The sequence below is a fragment of the Streptomyces sp. NPDC015220 genome (assembly GCF_043079345.1).
Taxonomy (GTDB): domain Bacteria; phylum Actinomycetota; class Actinomycetes; order Streptomycetales; family Streptomycetaceae; genus Streptomyces.
Window position 1 is genome coordinate 61,409 of sequence record NZ_JBIBUK010000009.1, and the last position, 22,269, is coordinate 83,677.

17 protein-coding genes are annotated in these 22,269 nt (G+C 72.1%); 4 read left to right on the plus strand and 13 right to left on the minus strand.

Annotated features, from left to right (window positions below):
• Positions 1 to 18: 18 nt before the first annotated feature.
• Both ACF061_RS19730 and ACF061_RS19735 read right to left on the minus strand, forming a co-directional pair.
• A complete protein-coding gene (locus ACF061_RS19730; protein ID WP_392268182.1) occupies positions 19 to 519 on the minus strand; it encodes an NUDIX domain-containing protein in 501 nt (166 codons plus the stop codon).
• Entirely contained in the window at positions 516 to 1,589 is a 1,074-nt protein-coding gene (locus ACF061_RS19735; protein WP_392268183.1) for an ADP-ribosylglycohydrolase family protein, read from the minus strand. Before ACF061_RS19735 ends, ACF061_RS19730 begins: the two co-directional genes overlap by 4 nt.
• Before the next feature lie 172 nt (positions 1,590 to 1,761).
• Here ACF061_RS19735 and ACF061_RS19740 point away from each other — a divergent pair, with 172 nt between their 5' ends.
• Entirely contained in the window at positions 1,762 to 2,898 is a 1,137-nt protein-coding gene (locus ACF061_RS19740; protein WP_392268359.1) for a glycerate kinase, read from the plus strand.
• Between the two features lie 191 nt (positions 2,899 to 3,089).
• On the opposite strand, the gene pssA is transcribed toward ACF061_RS19740, so the two are convergent.
• From pssA to ACF061_RS19785, 9 genes are all read right to left on the minus strand, one after another.
• Positions 3,090 to 3,908: a CDP-diacylglycerol--serine O-phosphatidyltransferase gene (gene pssA, locus ACF061_RS19745; RefSeq protein ID WP_392268360.1), complete on the minus strand. Its 819-nt coding sequence runs from the start codon at positions 3,906 to 3,908 to the stop codon at positions 3,090 to 3,092.
• A gap of 22 nt (positions 3,909 to 3,930) precedes the next feature.
• Positions 3,931 to 4,587 (minus strand): phosphatidylserine decarboxylase, encoded by a 657-nt coding sequence (locus ACF061_RS19750; RefSeq protein ID WP_164583064.1) that lies wholly within the window; start codon positions 4,585 to 4,587, stop codon positions 3,931 to 3,933.
• A gap of 170 nt (positions 4,588 to 4,757) precedes the next feature.
• The gene (locus ACF061_RS19755; RefSeq protein ID WP_392268184.1) at positions 4,758 to 5,963 is read right to left on the minus strand and encodes an acyl-CoA dehydrogenase family protein; all 1,206 of its coding nucleotides are present in this window, start codon (positions 5,961 to 5,963) and stop codon (positions 4,758 to 4,760) included.
• Entirely contained in the window at positions 5,963 to 6,475 is a 513-nt protein-coding gene (locus ACF061_RS19760; RefSeq protein WP_392268185.1) for a MaoC family dehydratase, read from the minus strand. Before ACF061_RS19760 ends, ACF061_RS19755 begins: the two co-directional genes overlap by 1 nt.
• A gap of 5 nt (positions 6,476 to 6,480) precedes the next feature.
• On the minus strand, positions 6,481 to 7,455 hold the full coding sequence (locus tag ACF061_RS19765) for an HpcH/HpaI aldolase/citrate lyase family protein (protein WP_392268186.1): 975 nt from the start codon (positions 7,453 to 7,455) through the stop codon (positions 6,481 to 6,483).
• Complete coding sequence (locus tag ACF061_RS19770) at positions 7,452 to 9,500, minus strand: protein meaA (RefSeq protein ID WP_392268187.1); 2,049 nt, start codon at positions 9,498 to 9,500, stop codon at positions 7,452 to 7,454. The genes ACF061_RS19765 and ACF061_RS19770 overlap by 4 nt, the downstream gene beginning before the upstream one ends.
• 9 nt (positions 9,501 to 9,509) lie before the next feature.
• A complete protein-coding gene (gene ccrA / locus ACF061_RS19775; protein ID WP_392268361.1) occupies positions 9,510 to 10,847 on the minus strand; it encodes a crotonyl-CoA carboxylase/reductase in 1,338 nt (445 codons plus the stop codon).
• A gap of 647 nt (positions 10,848 to 11,494) precedes the next feature.
• Positions 11,495 to 12,340 carry a TetR family transcriptional regulator gene (locus tag ACF061_RS19780; protein ID WP_392268362.1) on the minus strand — a complete coding sequence of 282 codons (846 nt, stop codon included), beginning with the start codon at positions 12,338 to 12,340 and terminating at the stop codon, positions 11,495 to 11,497.
• A gap of 118 nt (positions 12,341 to 12,458) precedes the next feature.
• Positions 12,459 to 14,264 carry a 3-hydroxyacyl-CoA dehydrogenase family protein gene (locus ACF061_RS19785; protein WP_392268188.1) on the minus strand — a complete coding sequence of 602 codons (1,806 nt, stop codon included), beginning with the start codon at positions 14,262 to 14,264 and terminating at the stop codon, positions 12,459 to 12,461.
• A gap of 376 nt (positions 14,265 to 14,640) precedes the next feature.
• Between ACF061_RS19785 and ACF061_RS19790 the strand changes: the two genes are divergently transcribed.
• Positions 14,641 to 15,216, plus strand: a complete 576-nt coding sequence (locus tag ACF061_RS19790; RefSeq protein WP_392268189.1) for an adenylosuccinate lyase — start codon at positions 14,641 to 14,643, stop codon at positions 15,214 to 15,216.
• Positions 15,217 to 15,815: 599 nt separating this feature from the next.
• On the opposite strand, the gene ACF061_RS19795 is transcribed toward ACF061_RS19790, so the two are convergent.
• Positions 15,816 to 17,432 carry an alpha/beta hydrolase gene (locus tag ACF061_RS19795; protein ID WP_392268190.1) on the minus strand — a complete coding sequence of 539 codons (1,617 nt, stop codon included), beginning with the start codon at positions 17,430 to 17,432 and terminating at the stop codon, positions 15,816 to 15,818.
• Between the two features lie 322 nt (positions 17,433 to 17,754).
• Entirely contained in the window at positions 17,755 to 18,816 is a 1,062-nt protein-coding gene (locus ACF061_RS19800) for an Rv2578c family radical SAM protein (RefSeq protein WP_392268191.1), read from the minus strand.
• 193 nt (positions 18,817 to 19,009) lie between these two features.
• On the opposite strand from ACF061_RS19800, the gene ACF061_RS19805 reads away from it, so the two are divergent.
• Both ACF061_RS19805 and ACF061_RS19810 read left to right on the plus strand, forming a co-directional pair.
• Complete coding sequence (locus ACF061_RS19805) at positions 19,010 to 19,453, plus strand: SRPBCC family protein (protein WP_392268192.1); 444 nt, start codon at positions 19,010 to 19,012, stop codon at positions 19,451 to 19,453.
• A gap of 160 nt (positions 19,454 to 19,613) precedes the next feature.
• Positions 19,614 to 22,037, plus strand: coding sequence for an MFS transporter (locus tag ACF061_RS19810; RefSeq protein ID WP_392268193.1), 2,424 nt, complete (start codon positions 19,614 to 19,616; stop codon positions 22,035 to 22,037).
• Positions 22,038 to 22,269: the final 232 nt, after the last annotated feature.

Sequence of the window (22,269 nt, forward strand, 5' to 3'; positions counted from 1 at the left end):
GCCGGCGCGGTGGCCGGGTCAGCCGACGCGGTGGCCGTTCTCCAGCTCGGCGGTGGCCGTGCCGTCGGCGAGGACGTCCAGGGCGGCCAGGACCCGGCGGCCCGTGGCGCCCGGCAGGTGGGCGGTGAGTTCCTCGGGCCGGACCAGTCGCCAGGACAGCAGCTCCTCCTCCTGGAGCCGGATCGCCTTCAGGTCCTCGTCGGCCAGGACCCCGCCGTCGAAGAGGTACGCCACCAGCGGCGGACGGTCGGCGCCGGGCACCCAGTCGACCGCGAGCAGCCGGCCCAGGCCGCGGTCCAGGCCGATCTCCTCCAGCGTCTCGCGGCGCGCGCCCTGGCGCGGGCTCTCACCGGTGTCGGACTCGATCGTGCCGCCCGGAAGCGCCCAGCCCTCGCGGTAGTTCGGTTCGACGAGCAGCACCCGCCCGCGCTCGTCGCGGAAGAGGGCGGCGGCGGCGGCGAGGACGCGCGGCAGTCCCGCGATGTACGTGGCGTAGTCCGGGAAGTCTGGAGTGGTCATCCTCGAAGGGTAACCAGCCGCACCGTCCGCTCCGCCAGTTCGCTGACGCGCACGCCGTCGAAGCCGAAGACGGCGCTGCGCACGGTGTCCTGGAGCGGGTCCTTCCACTGGGCCGGGACGGCCCGCGCGCCGGTCATGACACCGGCCACCGAACCGGCAGTCGCGCCGTTGGAGTCGGTGTCCAGGCCGCCGCGGACGGTCAGCGCGACGGTCCTGGTGAAGTCGCCTCCGCCGTGCAGCAGACCGGCGGTGAGGACGGCGGCGTTGGGAACGGTGTGGATCCAGCCGAGCCCCGCGGTCTCCTCCGCGAGCGTGTCGAGCGTGTCCTGCCAGGACAGGCGCGTCTCGTACAGGGAGACGACCCGGCGTACGGTGCGGGCCAGGCGGCTGCTCGCCGGGATCACCGTCAGCGCGGTGTCGACCGCGGCGCGGACGGTGGGCGCGGTGAACGCCGCGGCGATCAGCGCCGCCGCCCACATGGCGCCGTACACGCCGTTGCCGGTGTGCGACAGCACCGCGTCGCGGCGGGCGAGCGAGGCGGCGCGGCGCGGGTCGCCCGGGCTGGTCCAGCCGTGGATGTCGGCACGGATCAGCGCGCCGATCCACTCCTGGTACGGGTTGTCGTAGGTGGCCGTCAGCGTCGGCCTGAGGCCGTTCGCCAGGTTGCGGTACGCCACCCGCTCGGCGGTGAACGTCTGCCGGTACGGCAGCCGCAGCAGCCACAGGTCGCCGACCTGCTCGGTGCTGAAGCCGAAGCCGTGCGTCTCCAGGAGGTCGAGGCCGAGGATCGCGTAGTCGACGTCGTCGTCGCGGCAGCTCCCGTGGACGCGGCCCCGGACGCAGTCGCGCCACTCGGGGCGCAGCTCGGGCAGGTCGTCGTCGTCGACCGGCTCGGGCAGGTAGTCCGTGAGCGGGAGCGCGTCGGCCCGCCTCAGGTAGCGGTCGATCCGGTCGCGCGTCCACACCTCGCCCTGCTCGACCGGCTTGCCGAGCATGTTGCCGGCGATCCGGCCCAGCCAGCCCCCGAGGACGCGGTCGGCGAGTTCCGGATCGGTGCTCACAGAGGTCATGGGGCCGGAGTACCCGCATTCCCGCGGGAGCCGTCCGGGCTCCCCGGGGCTTCTCAGGGTGCGGGCGGGGCATGACGGCGGGGGCGGTCGCCGGTTATGGTCGCAGCGGCGCGACTGGCCCTGACGTGCGGGGCCCGGAGAGCAAGGGGAATGCAAGGTGGCGGACGCTGCAGTGCACGGCACCCGCAGGGTGCTGATTGCCGCGGACAAGTTCAAGGGCTCGCTGACGGCCGTACAGGTCGCCGAGCGGGTGACGGCCGGGCTGCGCCGGGTCGTGCCCGACCTGCGGGTCGAGGCGCTGCCGGTCGCCGACGGCGGCGACGGGACCGTGGACGCGGCGGTCGCGGCCGGGTTCGAGCGCCGGGAGGTACGGGTCGCCGGTCCCCTCGGCGACGAGGTGACGGCCGCGTTCGCGCTGCGCGGCGACACGGCGGTGGTGGAGATGGCCGAGGCCAGCGGGCTGCAGCGGCTGCCCGACGGCGTCTTCGCGCCGCTCACCTCCTCCACGTACGGTTCCGGGGAGCTGCTGCGGGCCGCGCTGGACGCGGGCGCGCGGACGATCGTGTTCGGCGTCGGCGGCAGCGCGACCACCGACGGCGGCGCGGGCATGCTGTCGGCGCTGGGCGCGCGGTTCCTCACCGCGGCCGGGGAGCCGATCCCGCCGGGCGGCGGGGGACTGGCCGAACTCGCCCAGGCGGATCTGTCCGGGCTGGACGCCCGGCTCGCCTCGGTGGAGTTCGTCCTCGCGAGCGACGTCGACAACCCGCTGACCGGGCCGAAGGGCGCCCCGGCGGTCTACGGCCCGCAGAAGGGCGCCTCGCCCGAGGACGTCGACACGCTGGACGCGGCCCTCGCGCACTACGCCAAGGTGCTGGAGGAGGCGATCGGGGCCAGGGCCGCGCAGTACGCGGCGTCCCCCGGCGCGGGCGCCGCGGGCGGCATCGGGTACGGGGCGCTGATCCTCGGGGCCCGGTTCCGTGCCGGGATCGAGGTCATGCTCGACGTGCTCGGGTTCGCGCCGGCGCTGGAGCGTGCCTCCCTGGTGATCACCGGCGAGGGATCGCTGGACGAGCAGACGCTGCACGGCAAGGCCCCGGCCGGGGTCGCCGCCGCGGCCCGGGCGGCGGGCAAGGAGGTCGTCGCGGTGTGCGGGCGGCTGGCGCTGGCGCCCGAGGTACTGGGCCGGGCCGGGATCCGGCGGGCGTACGCGCTCACCGACGTCGAGCCGGACGTCGCCAGGTGCATCGCGGACGCGGGCCCGATCCTGGAACGCGTGGCGGAGCGGATCGGCCGGGACTTCCTTAGCTGACCGCACCCGCCGCCGCGGGGCCCGCGCCGCAGGGGCGGGTGCGCCGGCCGCCTCCGCCCTGAGGCCCCCCACCGGCGGCGGAGCAGCGACGGCGGAGCGGCGGCAGCCAGGCACCGGCGGGTGGGCCACCGACGGCGGAGGGCCCCGGAACCTTCATGGTTCCGGGGCCCTCCGCCGTCGTCGTACGGCCGCTACGGCAGCTGTGCCGCCCGCGCCTCGCGCCGGTTGTCGCGGAAGTTGTTCACCCGGCGGGCCGTGGCGAACAGCGGGATCACCGCGCCCATGACGAGCTGGAGCGCGCAGCCGGTCTGCAGGAGCAGCTGGCCGCTCGGGGCGTCGAACGCCCAGCCGGCCAGCAGGCCCATCGACAGCACGATCCAGGAGAGCATCGCCACCGCGAGACGGCCCCGCGGCTTGGGGTACTCCACCCGGCTCACCATCAGCCACGCCGTGCCCAGGATCGCCAGCAGCGTCGCCACGAAGGGCAGCTCCAGCAGCACGATGGAGACCACTGTCAGCGCTCCGAAGGGCGAGGGCATGCCCTGGAACACGCCGTCCTTCATCGTCACGCAGGAGAATCTCGCCAGTCGCAGCACCACCGCCAGCAGCACCACGATCGCGCCCAGCGCGGCCATCCTCTGGTGGGCGTCGTCGGCGACCATGCCGTAGACGAGGACGAAGTACGCCGGGGCCAGACCGAAGCTGATCAGGTCGGAGAGGTTGTCCAGCTCGGCGCCCATGGGGGAGGAGCGCAGCTTCCTCGCCACCAGACCGTCGAACAGGTCGAACACGGCCGCGCACAGCATGAGGATGACCGCCGTGGCGGCGCTGTGCCGGGCCATGCCGTTTTCCTGGCTGCCGGTGAGGTGTGGGATCAGGATGCCGGTGGTGGTGAAGTACACCGCCATGAAACCGCAGGTCGCGTTGCCCAGGGTGAGGGTGTCCGCTATCGACAGGCGGAGCGAGAGGGGCATCTCCTCCTCGTCGTCCAGCTCGTCGGCCTCGGGCACCCAGCCGGCCTGGGTGTCGGGATCAATCACGGTCAATGCGAGTCACCCCAGCCACGGTCTTCTGACCGACCTCGACGGCGACCTCCACGCCTTCGGGCAGGTAGAGGTCGACACGCGAGCCGAAGCGGATCAGACCGACCCTCTCGCCCTGCTCGACCTTCGTGCCCGACGGGATGTAAGGGACGATGCGACGGGCGACCGCGCCGGCGATCTGGATCATCTCGATGTCACCGAGCTCGGTGTCGAAGTGCCAGACGACGCGCTCGTTGTTCTCGCTCTCCTTGTTGAAGGCCGGAACGAACCCACCGGGGATGTGCTCGACCGACGTGACCGTGCCGGCCAGCGGGGCGCGGTTGACGTGGACGTTCAGCGGGCTCATGAAGATCGCGACGCGGGTGCGGCCGTCCTTCCACGGCATGATGCTCTGCACCACACCGTCGGCGGGCGAGATGACCCGGCCCTGGGTGATCTCGCGCTCGGGGTCGCGGAAGAACCACAGCATCCCCGCCGCGAGCGCGGTGGCGGGGACGGCTACGGCCTTGGCGGCACCCGAGCGGCGGGCACGGACCAGGCTGACGGCTGCGGTGGCGACGGTCGGCAGAAGCCACGGCGATGCTCCGCGCGCGAGGCGTACGCCGGCGAGGCTGTCGCGAGGTGCAGAGGTTTGGCTGTGGGGCATGGATGACCTTCGTAGCGGATGATGCCGCGCTTTCGACGGGGGACGGCGGCTTTCCGCGATCGTAGCGGTTAAGGGCCACAACTGGGTAAGCCGGGAAGCCGAGTCGGAGGCCGAAGACCGCTGACGGGGTGTGATCTTCTTCTCGGAGGTAACACCCCGTATGCGGACAATCAACCTTCGAATCGATACTCTTCGAGCAGTCGGCGGCCGATGATCATTTTCTGGATCTCGGCGGTACCTTCACCGATGAGCAGCATCGGGGCCTCGCGGTAGAGGCGCTCGATCTCGTACTCCTTGGAGAAGCCGTAGCCGCCGTGGATCCGGAAGGCGTCCTCCACGACCTCCTTGCAGTACTCCGAGGCCAGGTACTTCGCCATGCCCGCCTCGAGGTCGTTGCGCTGCCCGGAGTCCTTCTTGCGGGCCGCGTTCACCATCATCGCATGCGCGGCCTCGACCTTGGTGGCCATCTCCGCCAGCTTGAACTGGATGGCCTGGTGCTGGGCGATCGGCTTGCCGAAGGTGCTGCGCTGCTGGGCGTACCCGATGCCGAGCTCGAAGGCGCGCTGGGCGACACCGCAGCCACGGGCCGCCACGTTCACCCGGCCGACCTCGACGCCGTCCATCATCTGGTAGAAGCCCCGGCCGGTGACGCCGCCGAGCACCCGGTCGGCCGGAACGCGCAGGCCGTCCATGATCAGCTCGGTGGTGTCGACGCCCTTGTAGCCCATCTTGTCGATCTTGCCCGGGATGGTGAGGCCGGGGCGGACCTCGCCGAAACCGGGCTCCTTCTCCACCAGGAAGGTCGTCATGGACTTGTGCGGAGCGGTGCCCTCGGGGTGACCCTCGTCACTGCGGACCAGGACCGCGACGAGGGACGAGGTGCCGCCGTTGGTCAGCCACATCTTCTGGCCGGTCAGAACGTACTCGTCGCCGTCCCGCACCGCTTTGGAGGAGATCGCCGACACGTCCGAGCCCAGCGCCGGCTCCGACATCGAGAAGGCGCCCCGGATCTCGCCGAGCGCCATCTTCGGCAGGAAGTGGTCCTTCTGCTCCTGCGTGCCGTGCTGCTTGAGCATGTACGCGACGATGAAGTGGGTGTTGATGATGCCGGACACCGACATCCAGCCGCGGGCGATCTCCTCCACGCACAGCGCGTAGGTCAGCAGCGACTCGCCCAGCCCCCCGTACTCCTCGGGGATCATCAGCCCGAACAGGCCGAGCTCCCTCAGGCCGTCCACGATCTGCTGCGGATACTCGTCGCGGTGCTCCAGCCGGGTCGCGACCGGGATGATCTCCTTGTCGACGAAGTCCCGGACGGTGGAGACGATCTCCTGCTGGACGTCGGTCAGACCGGCGGTCTGGGCGAGGCGCGTCATCACTTCTCCCGCTGCTCGAGCTCCGGGCGGCCGGGCTGCTCGCCGCCGCGCTCCTTGACGTACGTCTCGGTCGGCACCATCACCTTGCGGCGGAACACGCACACCAACGTGCCGTCCTGCTTGTAGCCCCTGGTCTCGACGTGGACGATGCCGCGATCGCTCTTCGACTTCGACGGCCACTTGTCGAGCACCGTCGTCTCGCCGTAGACCGTGTCGCCGTGGAAGGTCGGCGCCACGTGCTTCAGCGACTCGATCTCCAGGTTGGCGATCGCCTTGCCGGAGACGTCCGGCACGGACATGCCGAGCAGCAGGGAGTAGACGTAGTTGCCCACGACGACGTTCCTGCCGAAGTCCGTCGTCCGCTCGGCGTAATTCGCGTCCAGGTGGAGCGGGTGGTGGTTCATGGTGAGCAGACAGAACAGGTGGTCGTCGTACTCCGTGACCGTCTTCCCGGGCCAGTGCTTGTAGACCGCCCCGACCTCGAACTCCTCGTAGGTGCGTCCGAACTGCATCGCGCTCAGGCCTCCGGGATCTCGAACTTGCTGGTGCGCCGCATGCCGGCGGCGCGCCCCTTGCCCGCGACGACCAGGGCCATCTTGCGGCTGGCCTCGTCGATCATCTCGTCGCCGAGCATCGCCGAGCCCTTCTTGCCGCCCGCCTCGGACGTGCAGTACTCGTACGCGTCCAGGATCAGCTCGGCGTGGTCGTAGTCCTCCTGGGAGGGGGAGAAGACCTCGTTGGCGGCCTCGACCTGGCCGGGGTGCAGCACCCACTTGCCGTCGAAGCCGAGCGCGGCGGCCCGGCCGGCCACCTCGCGGAAGCCGTCGACGTTGCGGATCTGGAGGTAGGGGCCGTCGATCGCCTGGAGGTCGTTGGCGCGGGCGGCCATCAGGATCTTCATCAGGATGTAGTGGTAGGCGTCCGCCGGGTAGCCGGGCGGCTGCTCGCCCACGACCAGGGACTTCATGTTGATCGACGCCATGAAGTCGGCCGGGCCGAAGATGATCGTCTCGGTGCGCGGGGAGGCCTGCGCGATCTCGTTGACGTTGTTCAGGCCCCGGGCGTTCTCGATCTGCGCCTCGATGCCGATCCGGCCGACCTCGAAGCCCATCGTCTTCTCGATCTGCGTCAGCAGCAGATCCAGGGCGACGACCTGCTGGGCGTCCTGCACCTTCGGCAGCATGATGCAGTCCAGGTTCGGGCCCGCGCCCTCCACGACGGTCACGACGTCGCGGTACGTCCATTCGGTCGTCCAGTCGTTGACGCGCACCACCCTGGTCTTGCCCGTCCAGTCGCCCTCGTTGAGGAACTTGACGATGGTGTGCCGCGCCTCGGGCTTGGCCAGCGGCGCGCACGCGTCCTCCAGGTCCAGGAAGACCTGGTCGGCCGGCAGGCCCTGCGCCTTCTCCAGGAAGCGGGGGTTGCTGCCCGGTACGGCCAGGCAGGAGCGCCGCGGGCGCAGTCGGTCGACCTGCGGAGCGGGGCTGGTCATGCGGGAACCTCCAGGGGGTCGAGCTTGTTCGCTTTCCGGATCTCGTCGACGATGCGGCCGATGATCCCGGTGATGTCGAAGTCCTTCGGGGTGAAGACCGCCGCCACTCCGGCGGTCCGGAGCTGTTCGGCGTCACCGTTCGGGATGATGCCACCGGCGATCACCGGTATATCTGTGGCACCCGCCACACGGAGCCGTTCCAGTACGTCCGGCACCAGTCGGGCGTGCGAGCCGGAGAGGACGGACAGGCCGACCGCGTGCACGTCCTCGGCCAGGGCCGCGTCCACGATCTGCTCCGGGGTGAGCCGGATGCCCTGGTAGACCACCTCGAACCCGGCGTCGCGGGCCCGCACCGCGATCTGCTCGGCGCCGTTGGAGTGCCCGTCCAGGCCGGGCTTGCCGACCAGGAAGCGCAGCTTGCCCACGCCGAGGTCGCGGGCGGTGGCGTCCACCTTCCGGCGGACGTCGGACAGGGCCGAGCCCGCCTCGGCGGCGACGGCCACCGGAGCGGACGACACGCCGGTCGGCGCCCGGAACTCGCCGAACACCTCGCGCAGCGCCCCGGCCCACTCCCCGGTCGTGACACCCGACCGGGCGCACTCCAAGGTGGCCTCCATCAGGTTCTCGGTGCCCTTCGCCGCCTCCTTCAGCCGCTCCAGCGCCTTGCAGGGGCGCGGGTGGTTGAAGGGCGGCTGGTAGCGGGTGTCGCGCCAGCGCCGCAGCGACTCGACGACGCGGGCCTCGACCGCCGGATCGACCGTCTGTATCGCGGTGTCCAGGTCGGCGGTGAGCGGGTTCGGCTCGGTGCCCTCGAAGACGTTGACGCCCACGATCTTCTCCTGGCCCGACTCGATCCGGGCCCTGCGCTCGGCGTGCGAGGCGACCAGCCGCGACTTCAGGTAGCCGGACTCCACGGCGGCCAGCGCGCCGCCGAGCTCCTGGATGTGGTCGATCTCGGCGAGCACCGCCTCGACCAGCTCGGCCACCTTCGCCTCGACGACCACCGAGCCCTCGAAGATGTCCTCGTACTCCAGCAGGTCGGACTCGTAGGCGAGGACCTGCTGGATGCGCAGCGACCACTGCTGGTCCCAGGGGCGGGGCAGGCCGAGGGCCTCGTTCCAGGCCGGCAGCTGCACGGCACGCGCGCGGGCGTCCTTGGAGAGGGTGACCGCCAGCATCTCCAGCACGATGCGCTGGACGTTGTTCTCCGGCTGCGCCTCCGTCAGGCCGAGGGAGTTGACCTGGACGCCGTAGCGGAAGCGGCGGTGCCTGGGGTCCTCGATGCCGTACCGCTCGCGCGTGACCTTGTCCCAGATGCGGCCGAAGGCGCGCATCTTGCACATCTCCTCGACGAAGCGGACGCCCGCGTTCACGAAGAAGGAGATGCGGCCCACGACGTCGCCCATGCGCTCCTGGGGCACCTGCCCGCTGTCGCGCACCGCGTCGAGGACGGCGATCGCGGTGGACATCGCGTACGCGATCTCCTGCACCGGCGTGGCGCCCGCCTCCTGCAGGTGGTAGCTGCAGATGTTGATCGGGTTCCACTTCGGGATGTGCGAGACCGTGTACGCGATCATGTCCGTCGTCAGGCGGAGCGAGGGCCCCGGCGGGAACACGTGCGTCCCCCGGGACAGGTACTCCTTGACGATGTCGTTCTGGGTCGTGCCCTGGAGCCGGCTGATGTCCGCGCCCTGCTCCTCGGCGACGACCTGGTAGAGCGCCAGCAGCCACATGGCCGTGGCGTTGATCGTCATCGAGGTGTTCATCTGCTCCAGGGGGATGTCCTGGAACAGCCGGCGCATGTCGCCGAGGTGCGCGACCGGCACCCCGACCCGTCCCACCTCGCCGCGGGCGAGGATGTGGTCGGAGTCGTAGCCGGTCTGCGTCGGCAGGTCGAACGCCACCGACAGACCGGTCTGGCCCTTGGCGAGGTTGCGCCGGTACAGCTCGTTGGACGCCTCGGCGGTGGAGTGGCCGGCGTAGGTCCGCATGAGCCACGGCCGGTCCTTGTGCCGCCCGCCTTCGGTGGTCTGACGCTCGCTCATGTACGCCTCTCAGATGTTCCGGAAGCGGTTGATGGCCTCGACGTGCCGGGCGCGCATCTCCTCGTCGCGCACGCCCAGGCCCTCCTCGGGCGCCATGCAGAGCACGCCGACCTTGCCCTGGTGGACGTTGCGGTGCACGTCGTGGGCGGCCTGGCCGGTGTCCGCCAGGGAGTAGACCTTGGAGAGGGTCGGGTGGATCTTCCCCTTGGCGACGAGCCGGTTGGCCTCCCACGCCTCGCGGTAGTTGGCGAAGTGCGAGCCGATGATCCGCTTCAGGGACATCCACAGGTAGCGGTTGTCGTACTCGTGGTTGTAGCCCGAGGTGGAGGCGCAGGTGACGACGGTGCCGCCCTTGCGGGTGACGTAGACGGAGGCGCCGAAGGTCTCGCGGCCGGGGTGCTCGAAGACGATGTCGACGTCCTCGCCGCCGGTGAGCTCCCGGATGCGCTTGCCGAAGCGCTTCCACTCCTTCGGGTCCTGGGTCCGTTCGTCCTTCCAGAACCGGTAGTCCTCGGCGTTGCGGTCGATGATCGCCTCGGCGCCCATGGAGCGGCAGATCTCGGCCTTCAGCGGCGAGGAGACGACGCAGATGGGATTGGCGCCGCCGGCCAGGGCGAACTGGGTGGCGTAGGAGCCGAGGCCGCCGCTGGCGCCCCAGATGAGGACGTTGTCGCCCTGCTTCATGCCGGCGCCGTTGCGGGAGACCAGCTGGCGGTAGGCGGTGGAGTTGACCAGGCCGGGCGCGGCGGCCTCCTCCCAGCTGAGGTGGCCGGGCTTGGGCATCAGCTGGTTGGACTTGACCAGTGCGATCTCGGCGAGGCCGCCGAAGTTGGTCTCGAAGCCCCAGATGCGCTGCTCGGGGTCGAGCATCGTGTCGTTGTGGCCGTCGCTCGACTCCAGCTCGACCGACAGGCAGTGCGCGACGACCTCGTCACCGGGCTTCCAGGCGTTGACGCCGGGGCCGGTGCGCAGGACGACGCCCGCGAGGTCGGAGCCGATGATGTGGTACGGCAGGTCGTGGCGCCTGGTGAGCTCGCTGACCCGGCCGTAGCGCTCCAGGAAGCCGAAGGTCGACAGCGGCTCGAAGATCGAGGTCCACACCGAGTTGTAGTTGACCGAGGAGGCCATGACGGCCACCAGGGCCTCGCCCGGCCCGAGTTCGGGCAGGGGCACCTCGTCCAGGTGCAGCGACTTGCGAGGATCCTTGTCACGGGTGTCGAGCCCGGCGAACATCTCCGTCTCGTCCTTGTGCACGGTGATCGCGCGGTACGACTCGGGGAGCGGCAGGGCGGCGAAGTCGGCGGGCGTGGAGTCCGACGACTGGATCGCGTCCAGGATGTCCTTCACGGTCACGGTGTTGCCTCCGGCGATGAGCGCCCTGAGGGAGGGGCGCTGAGGGTTACGTCGGTGCTGCGGGGTCGGGGGTGAGGGGTGCCGTCGGTTCGGCGGGTGATGCCTGGCGGCGCTTTGTGGCGCGAGAGGTGCCTGTGACGCAGGCGTCCGGGCGGGCAGGCCGGGTTCCCCCCTGCTCGAAGGGTTCGGGGGAGGTCTGCTGGGACAGCCGGCGTGCGTTCGGATCCCGTCCGCCGGCCGCCCGGACATCTCCAACGTATGACACCGCGTGTCAGCTCGCAAGGCACTGAGTGCCAGGAATTCCGCTCAGGCGAAATCTTTACGTCACAGATGAGCGATGATCGATCGAACGGGCTTCGGCGGCTACCCGAAAAGCCCCTCTGACATGCCAAAACGGCCACCCAGGGGGTGGCCGTCATCACAGGGCGATAGCCCGGTCCGGCGGTCGTCCGACGCCGCGCGAGGGGTCCGGGGAAGGCTCTCGAAGGTGCTCGGGAGGGCTTGCGGAGGTGCTCGGGAGGGCTGCGGAGGTGCTCGGTGGGACCCGGTCGGCGGTCCGGGCCGGCCCACTCGGCGGTCTGGGCCGGCCCACTCGGCGGTCCGGGCGGGCCCACTCGGCGGTCCGGGGCCGGCGGGCCCGCTCAGCGGTCCTTCAACGCCTCCTCGATGGTCCGCATGACCTCCTCCAGCGGGGCGTCGGTGCGGGCGACCGTCACCAGGACCTCGCCCTGCCGCGCGACCGTGGCGCCGGCCGGCGCGGGGGATGCGGAGGCGCCCGGCGCGGTGGTGCGGCCCGCCCCGATCCCGGTGCCGAACGTCTTGCGGACGATCGCGAAGGCATGGTCCAGCTGTGCCTCCACGTCGCCCTGACCGCCCGCGCGCAGCCAGCGCCGCAGCACGTGGTTGTGGGCGGTGACCACCGCGGAGGCGGCCACCTCGGCGAGCAGCGGATCGTCGTTGGCGTCGTCCGCGTGCGCGCGCTCGTCGAAGTGGCCCAGCAGATACCGGGTGAACAGGCGCTCGTAACGGGCCACCGAGGCGATCTCCGCCTCGCGCAGGGTGGGGACCTCGCGGGTCAGCTTGTAGCGGGCGACCGAGATCTCCGGCCGGCCCGCGTACATCTTCATGACTTCCTTGATGCCGCGGCACACCGTGTCGAGCGGGTGCTCGTGGGCGGGGGCGGCGTTGAGGACCGCCTCGGCGCGGATCAGGGTGTCGTCGTGGTCGGGGAAGATCGCCTCTTCCTTGGAGCGGAAGTGACGGAAGAAGGTGCGGCGGGCGACCCCGGCCGCCGCCGCGATCTCGTCGACCGTGGTCGCCTCGTACCCCTTCGTCGCGAACAGCTCCATCGCGGCGGCCGCCAGCTCCCGGCGCATCTTGAGCCGTTGGGCGGCGGCACGGGAGCCCGCGGCGCTCTCCGGCGCTTCGGGCGTGGCGGGTGTACGTGCGGACTTGGCGGGCTGGGACATGTCCCGAACGTACTGCATGCGCGCGGCCCGGTGTGCGGGTCCCCGGCCCACCCCGTCCTCCGCGGCCGGGAGCGGGGCGGCCGGGTCCAGCAGACCGCCCCACTCGCCCGCGTCCCGCAGCCGGTCGCCGGGCCGCTCAGCGCCGGGCATATTCGCGGAAGCCACGGCCCGTCTTGCGGCCGAGGCAGCCCGCGGCGACCAGGTGCTCCAGCAACGGCGCGGGAGCCAGGCCCGGGTCGCGGAACTCCCGGTGCAGCACCTTCTCGATGGCCAGCGAGACGTCCAGGCCGACGACGTCCAGCAGCTCGAAGGGGCCCATCGGGTAACCGCCGCCCAGCCTCATCGCGGCGTCGATGTCGTCCAGGGACGCGTAGTGCTCCTGCACCATCTTCACCGCGTTGTTGAGGTACGGGAACAGCAGGGCGTTCACGATGAAACCGGCCCGGTCGCCGCAGTCGACCGCGTGTTTGCCGATCCGGCCGCAGACCTCGCGGACCGTGGCGTGCACGTCGGGCTCCGTCAGCACCGTGCGGACCACCTCCACCAGTTTCATGGCCGGCGCCGGGTTGAAGAAGTGCATGCCGATCACGTCCTGCGGGCGCGAGGTGGCGCGGGCGCAGGCGATCACTGGCAGCGAGGAGGTGGTGGTGGCGAGCACCGCGCCGGGCTTGCAGACCTTGTCCAGCGTGCCGAACAGCTGCTGCTTGACCGCCAGGTCCTCGGCGACGGCCTCGACGGCCAGGTCCACGTCGGCGAAGTCGTCGTAGCTGCCCGTCGCCGTGATCAGGTCCAGGGTCCGCACGGCCGCCTCGGCGGTCAGCCGCCCCTTGTCGACCGAGCGCGAGAGGGACTTGCCGATACGGGCCTTGGCGGCCTGCGCCTTCTCCACGCTGCGTGCGGCCAGCACCACCTCGTACCCGGCCTTGGCGAAGACCTCCGCGATGCCGGAGGCCATGGTGCCCGAGCCGGCCACGCCGACGGAGCGGACCGGGCGCCCGGGGGCGAGCGCCGCGCCCTCCGGCGAGGTCAGCGCGTCCCGCACGACGGTGGCGCTGCCCGGTGCCTCGTAGGTGTAGAAGCCGCGGCCCGCCTTGCGGCCGGTCAGGCCAGCCTCGCTGAGCTGCTTGAGGATCGGCGCGGGAGCGTGCAACCGGTCGCGCGACTCGGCGTACATGGCCTCCAGGACGGTGCGCGCGGTGTCGACGCCGATGAGGTCCAGCAGCGCGAGCGGGCCCATCGGCAGACCGCAGCCGAGCCGCATCGCCGCGTCGATGTCCTCACGCGAGGCGTACTTGGCCTCGTACATCGCGGCGGCCTGGTTGAGGTAGCCGAACAGCAGTCCGTCGGCGACGAATCCGGGCCGGTCGCCGACCGCGACCGGCTCCTTGCCGAGCTCCAGGGCCAGGTCCGTGACCGCGGCGACGGCCTGCGGCGCGGTCAGCACCGAGGAGACGACCTCGACCAGCCTCATGGCCGGCGCCGGGTTGAAGAAGTGCAGGCCGAGCACGCGTTCGGGGTGGGCGGACTCGGCGGCCAGCCGGGTCACGGACAGCGCGTTGGTGCCGGTGGTCAGGATCGTCCCCGGTCGCACGATGCCGTCGAGTTCCCGGAAGATCTGCTGCTTGATCTCGTACGACTCCGGCGCCACCTCGACGACCAGGTCGGCGTCGGCCGCCGCGGTCAGCTCGGTGGCGGTGCGCACCCGGGCGAGCACGTCCGCGCGCTCCTGCTCGGTCAGGCGTCCGCGCCTGACGGCGCGGGCGGTGGAGGTCTCCAGGGCGGCGACGGACTTGGCGGTCGCGGCCTCGCTGACGTCGATGCCGACGACCTGGCGGCCGGCCCGGGCGAGGACTTCGGCGATGCCGGTGCCCATGGTGCCGAGGCCGACGACGGCGACCGTCCTCAGGGCGGATGCGGAGGTGTCGGAGAGGGGAGTGGCCATCGCGGGACTCCAGGAATGAGGGTGACGACTGGGAACGCGACCGGGTGCGCCGAGGGGCGCACCGGGTGCGTGAGGGAAGGGAGTGCGGGTGTCGCCGGGCTGCGAGCGCACACGCCCGGTGCCGCACGCCGCGGGCGCGCACACGCCTGGGCGGCGGCGGAGAAGCGACCGGCCCTGTCCCGGAGCCGGGTCGTACTGCGGTACCCGAGGCACCGAACCGACAACACTCGTGGTGGCTGCGTCACCAGGCCACTGCGAGCCGAAGCGAGCGGATGGCTCGCTCGTCTGAGCTTAACCGGTGAGTAACGAGCGCGCCACCCCTTCGAGTTCGTGATGTGGGTCCCCTGCCGCCCGCCGCGCCCCTACCCTGGCTGTCGTGGACGAAGAGTTGCGATCGCTCACGGAGCGCTTACGGCAGGAGTCGGGCGGCACGGCGGCGTACCGGCACCTGGAGGCCACTGAGGACCCGGATGAGCTGGCCGAGGTCCTCACCGCCCCCGGCCGGCCGCTGTGGGCCCGGGAACTGGCCGCGTTCCGCCTCGGCCTCGTGGGCGACCGGCGGGCCTTCGAGTCCCTGGTCCTGCTGCTGAACCACCGAGACCCGCAGCGCTGCGTCTGCGCCGCCTACGCACTGGCCCGCCTCGGCGACCCGCGTACGGCCCGGGCGGCGGCGGCCCTGGCCACCAACGAACTGCGCGTCGCCTACGCCCTGCACCCGGTGCGCCTCCTGGTGGAACTGCGCGCCCCCGAGTCCGTGCCCGCCCTGATCACCACCCTGGAGCGCCGGCTGCGCCCGCACGATCCCTACCGCAGGGTGGCCCTCGCCTGTGTCGAGGGCCTGGGCGCGCTCGGGGACGTGCGCGCCCGTCCCGTCCTCGGCGAGGCCCTGGCCCATCCCAGCCTCGCGGAAGCGGCGGTGCGGGCACTGGCCCGCATCCCGAAGCAGGGATGAGGCGTCGGGTCCGCATCTCGGAGCGGGGGTGAGGCGTCAGGCTGAGCGACCTCGCCGGGCTGCGGGCGCCCGGGGCGCGCCGGGCCGCGGGCGCCGGGCTCGCCGAGCAGCGGGCCCCGGGGCCGGCGGTCACCGCTCTTGGCGGGTGCGAGCCGGATGCCGGGCCGGACGCCGACGCGGCACCATGAGGCGGCGCGGGACCCGTCCGACCGTACGGTTCGCTGTGCGGCCGGACCGTCGGGCCCGCCCCTGCCGCCCCGTCTCCGTGGGGTATGCGGTCTAAACCGAAGACACTCAGGGGTTGGGTGCTCAAGCACCTCTCAAATGAGCGCCATAAGAACACTCGCGGCTCAAGTGTCTTCGCTTTTCGGCACACCCGTGGACCCCTTGCCTACCGGACCTCCGGCAGGCACCTCGACCCCGGGCGCCTCGACCCCGCCCGCCGCGAACACCTCCGTCGCGCCGTCCGCGGGAAAACGCGCCCGCCGGGCCGCGGGCGACGGCTGTTCCGGTTCCGGACGCCCGCCCCCGACGGCGACCGGGCCACCCGCGCACCTCACGGCGGCCCGGCCGCCCGTGAGGCGCGCGAGCGCGGCGGCTCAGCCGTGGAAGCCCAGCAGGGCGTGCAGCCTCGCTCCCGGCGAGGCGGCTCCCGTCGCCGCGGACGGGGCGGCGGCCGCCTTGGCGGCGGTGCCCTTCGCACCCCCGGGCTTCGGGTCGGGCAGCTTCCGGCACACCGCGTCGGCCGCGCCCACGTGGCCGCGCGGCACCGTGCCGTCGGCCAGGTACGCCGCCAGGTACTTGTCCAGGCAGCCGTTGCCGCTCAGCGTGATGCCGTGGTTGCCGCCGCCCCGCTCGACGACCAGGCTGGAGCGGGCCAGCAGGTGATGCACCGTCACGCCCCCGGCGTAGGGGGTGGCCGCGTCGTCGGTCGCCTGGAACAGCAGTGCCGGCGGCAGCTTGCCGTTGGCGATGTCCACCGGACGCTTCGCGGCGACCGGCCAGAAGGCGCAGGGCGCGTTGTACCAGGCGTTGCTCCAGGCCATGAACGGCGCCTTGTCGTGCACCGCCCAGTTGTCCTCGCGCCACTGCCGCCAGTCGCGCGGCCAGGAGGTGTCACGGCACTGCACCGAGGTGTAGACGCTGTAGCCGTTGTCGCCCGAGGCGTCGACCGCGCCGAAGACGTCGTACGCCTCCACCAGCGGCCCGGTCCTGCCGTCGTTCACGTACGCGGCGAAGGCCTGGGCGAGACTCGGCCAGTAGCCGTTGTAGTAGCCGCCCGGGACGAAGGTGTCCTCCAGTTCGGAGGCGCCGACCTTCCCGCCCGCGGGCTTCCGGGCGAGCGCCGCCCGCATGGCGTACCACTTGGACTCGACCCGGGCCGGGTCGGCGCCGAGCCGGTACACCGAGTCGTGCTCCGCGACCCAGGCCGTGAAGGCGCGGTGGCGGGCGTCGAAGGCGTAGTCCTGCCGGAGGTTGTCGTCGTACCAGACGCCGGTCGGGTCGACGACCGAGTCCAGGACGAGCCGGCGCACCCGCTCCGGGAAGAGCCTGGCGTACACCGCGCCGAGGTAGGTGCCGTAGGAGTAACCGAAGTAATTGATCCGCTTCGCGCCGAGCGCCCGGCGGATCGAGTCCATGTCCCGGGCCGCGTCGACGGTGCCGAGGTGCGGCAGCAGGTCCGCGTACTTCCTGCCGCAGGCCGCGGCGTAGGACTTCGCACGGGCGAGGTTGGCCCGCTCCAGCGCGGGGGTGCGCGGTACCGAGTCGGGCCGCACCGGGGCGAACTGGCCGGGGCTGCAGTCCAGGGCGGGCCTGCTCGCGCCCACCCCGCGCGGGTCGAAGCCGATGACGTCGTACTGGGCCGCGACGGCCCTGGGCAGCGAGGAGGCCACGAACCCGGCGAGCGAGAGCCCGCTGCCGCCCGGTCCGCCGGGGTTGACCAACAGGGGCCCCTGGGACGTCCTGGCGGTGTGCGGGACGCGCGAGAGCGCCAGTGTGATCTTCCGTCCGTTCGGTCGCGCGTGGTCGAGCGGCACCTGGAGGGACCCGCACTGGAGGGTCGGGTGCTCGGCGGTGCCGCACTTCTTCCAGCCGACCCGGGCGACGGGTGCGGCGGCCGCGGTGTGCGGTGTGCCGGCCTCGGCGGGGACGGCGGTGACGGAACCGGCCAGGACGACGGCGGCACCGCACAGTACGGCAGCGCGTTTTCTCATGGGTCCTCCGAGGACGGAGAGGCTGCGGACCGCGGATCCGCGATCCTCGCCGCATCGTCCCGGAAAGAAGCCCCGGAAGAACGGGTTCTGACGCGTTCTGGCGATTGTTGACCCGATTGAGCTGTGTCATGTGCTCGCACGATCACGGGCGGGTAAGAGCTGGACCGGTGGTCCGGTGGTCCGGTGGACCGGTGGACCGGTGGACCGGTGGACCGGTGGACCGGTGGACCGGTGGTCCGGTGGTCCGGTGGACCGGTGCGACCGGTGTCGTCGTCGGCGCCGACGTGGCGGGGGCCGACTCCGGGTGACGTCCCGGCCGTGCTCAGACGAGCGGGAGTTGAACAGGTTCGGACGAACCGCTCGGCGCCGGCGCAGCGGGCGCCGGCTCCGCCGGGCGGATACGGCGGCGTGCCGCGGCGCGCGCGGGGCCGATGCCGTACTCCTGGGCCAGTTCGTGCACCTGACGGGTGATTCGGCGCTGGTACCACGTGGGGGCGTAGGCGCCCTCGGCGTACAGCCGCTCGTAGCGGGGCACCAGGTGCGGGTGGTGACGGCCGAGCCAGGCCATGAACCACTCGCGGGCGCCCGGGCGCAGGTGGAGCGTCAGCGGAGTGACGGAGGTGGCGCCGGCGGCCGCGATCGCCCTGACCGTCGCCCGCAGCCGGGCCGGGTGGTCACTGAGGAAGGGGATCACAGGGGCCATCAGCACTCCGCAGCCGATGCCGTGCTCGCCGAGGGTGCGCACGACGTCCAGCCGGCGCTCCGGCGCGGGCGTTCCCGGCTCCAGGGTGCGCCACAGCTCCGGATCGGTGAAGCCGACGGAGACCGAGACGCCGACGTCGGTGACCTCGGCCGCCTGGGTGAGCAGTTCCAGGTCGCGCAGGATCAGCGTGCCCTTGGTCAGGATCGAGAACGGGTTCGCGTGGTCGCGCAGCGCGCTCAGGATGCCCGGCATCAGCCGGTACCGTCCCTCGGCGCGCTGGTAGCAGTCGACGTTCGTGCCCATCGCGATGTGCTCGCCCTGCCAGCGGTGCGAGGCGAGCCGGCGACGCAGCAGGTCCGGCGCGTTCACCTTCACCACGATCTGGCTGTCGAAGTCGAGCCCGGTGTCCAGGTCGAGGTAGCTGTGCGTCTTCCGCGCGAAGCAGTACACGCACGCGTGAGTGCAGCCCCGGTAGGGGTTGACCGTCCACTCGAACGGCATGCGGGAGGCTCCCGGCACCCGGTTGACGATCGAACGGGCCCGGACCTCGTGGAAGGTGATCCCGCGGAACTCGGGCGTGTCGAAGGTTCGGGTGACCACCGCTTCCGCGCCGAAGAGCGCGGCGTCGGCCCGGCTGTCGCCGTGGGCCCCGGAGTCGGCTGTGAGGTTGTCCCAGCGCATGACGCCTCCTTGGTAGCGCTGAGGGACAGAATAGAACACATGTTCCCTTGATCGTGCGGGCGACCGTTCGGGCGCCGACGGCGGCCGCGCGGGGGACCGGGGCCGATCACATGCCGTACCCCGATTTGGGGGGCCGGGCAGGGGGGTGGTTGGCTTGCCCCAACCCTGAGAACGGATGTCCTGGAGGAACCCCATGGCGCAGGTCGAGGCCACTACGGAGCGGGTCGTCGCGGCGGACGCGGAGAAGGTGTTCGACGCCCTCGCCGACTACAGCGGCACCCGCGAGAAGCTGCTGCCCGAGCACTTCAGCGAGTACGAGGTGCGCGAGGGCGGGGACGGCGAGGGCACCCTCGTCCACTGGAAGCTGCAGGCCACCAGCAAGCGGATCCGCGACTGCCTCATGGAGGTGAGCGAGCCCACCGACGGCGAGCTCGTCGAGAAGGACCGCAACTCCTCCATGGTCACCACCTGGCGGGTCACCCCGGCCGGCGAGGGCAGGTCCCGGGTGGTCGTCACCACCACCTGGCAGGGCGCCGGCGGCATCGGCGGTTTCTTCGAGCGGACGTTCGCGCCCAAGGGGCTCGGCCGCATCTACGACGCCATGCTCGGCAAGCTCGCCGCCGAGGTCACGAAGTAGTCCCGCGCGGGCAACTCCCCCTGGAGCGGCCCGTGTTGGTCCCTCACCGGTTCGAGTGATCTCGCCAGGTTCTGGCGCTGTGCCGTAACTCGCCGCACCTGCCCGTAGTTGTCGCTTCACGCGCGGAACTCGCGTGGCAGGTGCGACGAGGGAGAGGTACGTGGGCGGGATCACTCTGGTGCAGGACGAACCGGTGGCGGCGCCCCCGGACACCCGCGCCGCGCCCCCGAGCCCCCGCGCCGCGCCGCCCCCGGACCCGGTCCCCGCGCTCGGCCCCCGCCGGGTGCGGCTGGTCTTCGTCGGGCTGATGCTGGCCCTGCTCCTGGCCGCCCTGGACCAGATGATCGTCGCCACGGCGCTGCCCAAGGTGGTCGGCGAGCTGCACGGCCTGGACAGGATGTCCTGGGCGATCACCGCGTATCTGCTCACCGCCACGGTCGGACTGCCCGTCTACGGAAAGCTCGGCGACCTGATCGGCCGCAAGGGCGTCTTCCAGTTCGCCATCCTCGTCTTCGTCGTCGGCTCCGCGCTCGCCGGCCGGGCGGGGACCATGGACCAGATGATCGCCTTCCGTGCCGTGCAGGGCGTCGGCGCGGGCGGGCTCATGATCGGCGTGCAGGCGATCATCGCGGACATCGTGCCGCCCCGGCAGCGCGGCCGGTTCATGGGACTCATCGGCGCCGCCTTCGGCCTCGCCTCCGTCGCCGGACCGCTGCTCGGCGGCTACTTCACCGACCACCTCTCCTGGCGCTGGTGCTTCTACATCAACGTGCCGTTCGGGCTGGTCACCCTGGCCGTCGTCACCGTCGTGCTGAAACTGCCCAGGCCCCGGGGCAGGGCCCGCTTCGACGTCCTGGGCGCCGCGCTGCTGACCGCCGCCTCCACCTGCCTGGTGCTGCTGACCAGTTGGGGCGGCACCGAGTACGCGTGGAACTCGCGCGTCATCTGGGGCCTCGGCGCGGGCGCCGCCGTCGCGGCCCTCCTCTTCGCCGTCGCCGAGCGCTTCGCCGCCGAACCCCTCATCCCGCTGCGGCTGTTCCGGGACTCCGTCTTCAACATCAGCGGCCTGGTCGGCCTGGTCGTCGGCGTCGCCCTGTTCGGCGCGGCCAGCTACCTGCCGACCTTCCTCCAGATGGTCGACGGCGCCTCGGCCACCGAGTCCGGTCTGCTCATGCTGCCCATGATGGGCGGCATCGTCGGCACGTCGATCGTCTCCGGGCAGCTCATCAGCCACACCGGCCGCTACCGGATCTACCCGGTCCTCGGCAGCGCGCTGTCCGCCCTCGGCATGTGGCTGCTGTCCCGGCTGGAGACCGGCACGCCCCGGCTCCAGTACAGCGTCTGGATGGCCGTCCTCGGCGCCGGCATCGGCCTGGTGATGCCGGTCCTGGTGCTCGCCGTGCAGAACTCCGTGCGCCCCGCCGACCTCGGCACGGCGACGAGCGCCAACAACTACTTCCGGCAGATCGGCGGCAGTGTCGGCGCCGCCGTCTTCGGCACCCTGTTCGCCGGCCGGCTCACCGACGCCCTGCACGCCCGCGTCCCCGCGCGAGCGGGCGCCGCCCTCCCCGACCCCGAGTCGATCACCCCGCAGGTGGTGCGCGCGCTCCCGCCGGCCCTGCGCGACGCCTACATCCAGGCGTACGCCGACGCCATGCCGCGGATCTTCCTCTACCTGGTGCCGGTGCTCGTCCTCGGCCTGATCCTCGCCTGCTTCCTCAAGGAGAAACCCCTGGTGTCCCACAACACCCCCGCCCCGACCGGCTACGAGAGCGACACCGCGTCGCCGACCGGCTCCGTTCCGCAGGCCCGCTCGCCCTACCCGGCCGGCGTCCCCGTGTGCGGCACCGTGCAGCACGCGGACGGGACCGTCGTGCCGCGCGCGGCGCTGACCCTGATCGACATCGGGGGGCAGCAGATCGGACGGGGCGCGAGCGGCGAGGACGGACGGTACGCGCTGTCCACGCCGGGTACCGGGTCCTACGTCCTGATCGCCGCGGCCGGCGGACACCAGCCGCAGGCGGTCTCCGTGACCGTCGGCGAGCGCCCCGTCGAACTCGATGTCGTCCTCGGCGGCGCCGGACGCCTCGCGGGCACCGTGTGCACCGCCGACGGGAGCCCGGTGCGGGAGGCCACGGTCACCCTGACCAATGTGCACGGCGAGGTCGTCGCCAGCACCCGCAGCGGACGCGAGGGCGGCTACGTCATCACCGAACTCGTCGCCGGCGAGTACACCCTCGCCGCCAGCGCGCCCGCCTTCCGGCCGGCCGCCCTGCCGGTCAGCGTGCAGGCCTCCCGGGAGACCCGCCAGGACATCGAGCTCGCGGGCGGAGCCGTCCTGCGCGGGACCGTGCGCGCCAGCGGCGGCCGGCCGGTGGAGGAGGCGCGCGTGACCCTCCTCGACGCGGCCGGCAACGTCGTCGACACGCTCACCACCGGTGCCGACGGTACGTTCCGTTTCGTGGACCTCTCCTCCGGCGAGTACACCGTGATCGCGGCCGGCTACCCGCCGGTCGCCACCGTCCTGCAAGTGGCGGGCGGGGGACGCACCGAACGGGACCTCCAGCTCGGCCACGAGGACTGAGCGGGACCGCCACCGCCACCGCCACCGCCACCGCCACCGTCGTCGGCTCCGGCTCCGGCTCCGGCGCCGGTCCGGCACGTGCCGCGCCGCCGCGGCCGGTGGCGCACTGGCGCAGGGCCGACGAGCGCCGTAGGCCGACGAGCGCCGTAGGCGGACGAGAGCCGTAGCCGGACGAGTGACGGAGCCGGACGAGGTCCGGACCGGCGCCGGACGACCGGCCGGGGTGTGCCCG

Excerpts from the sequence above, each read along its gene's own strand:
- ACF061_RS19755 (WP_392268184.1), bottom strand. The coding sequence starts at position 5,963 with ATGACGCGCCTCGCCCAGACCGCCGGTCTGACCGACGTCCAGCAGGAG.
- ACF061_RS19795 (WP_392268190.1), bottom strand. The coding sequence starts at position 17,432 with ATGAGAAAACGCGCTGCCGTACTGTGCGGTGCCGCCGTCGTCCTGGCC.
- ACF061_RS19780 (WP_392268362.1), bottom strand. The coding sequence starts at position 12,340 with ATGCAGTACGTTCGGGACATGTCCCAGCCCGCCAAGTCCGCACGTACA.
- ACF061_RS19785 (WP_392268188.1), bottom strand. The coding sequence starts at position 14,264 with ATGGCCACTCCCCTCTCCGACACCTCCGCATCCGCCCTGAGGACGGTC.
- ACF061_RS19735 (WP_392268183.1), bottom strand. The coding sequence starts at position 1,589 with ATGACCTCTGTGAGCACCGATCCGGAACTCGCCGACCGCGTCCTCGGG.
- ACF061_RS19800 (WP_392268191.1), bottom strand. The coding sequence starts at position 18,816 with ATGCGCTGGGACAACCTCACAGCCGACTCCGGGGCCCACGGCGACAGC.
- ACF061_RS19770 (WP_392268187.1), bottom strand. The coding sequence starts at position 9,500 with ATGAGCGAGCGTCAGACCACCGAAGGCGGGCGGCACAAGGACCGGCCG.
- ACF061_RS19765 (WP_392268186.1), bottom strand. The coding sequence starts at position 7,455 with ATGACCAGCCCCGCTCCGCAGGTCGACCGACTGCGCCCGCGGCGCTCC.
- ACF061_RS19730 (WP_392268182.1), bottom strand. The coding sequence starts at position 519 with ATGACCACTCCAGACTTCCCGGACTACGCCACGTACATCGCGGGACTG.
- ACF061_RS19760 (WP_392268185.1), bottom strand. The coding sequence starts at position 6,475 with ATGCAGTTCGGACGCACCTACGAGGAGTTCGAGGTCGGGGCGGTCTAC.
- ACF061_RS19805 (WP_392268192.1), top strand. The coding sequence starts at position 19,010 with ATGGCGCAGGTCGAGGCCACTACGGAGCGGGTCGTCGCGGCGGACGCG.
- ACF061_RS19750 (WP_164583064.1), bottom strand. The coding sequence starts at position 4,587 with ATGCCCCACAGCCAAACCTCTGCACCTCGCGACAGCCTCGCCGGCGTA.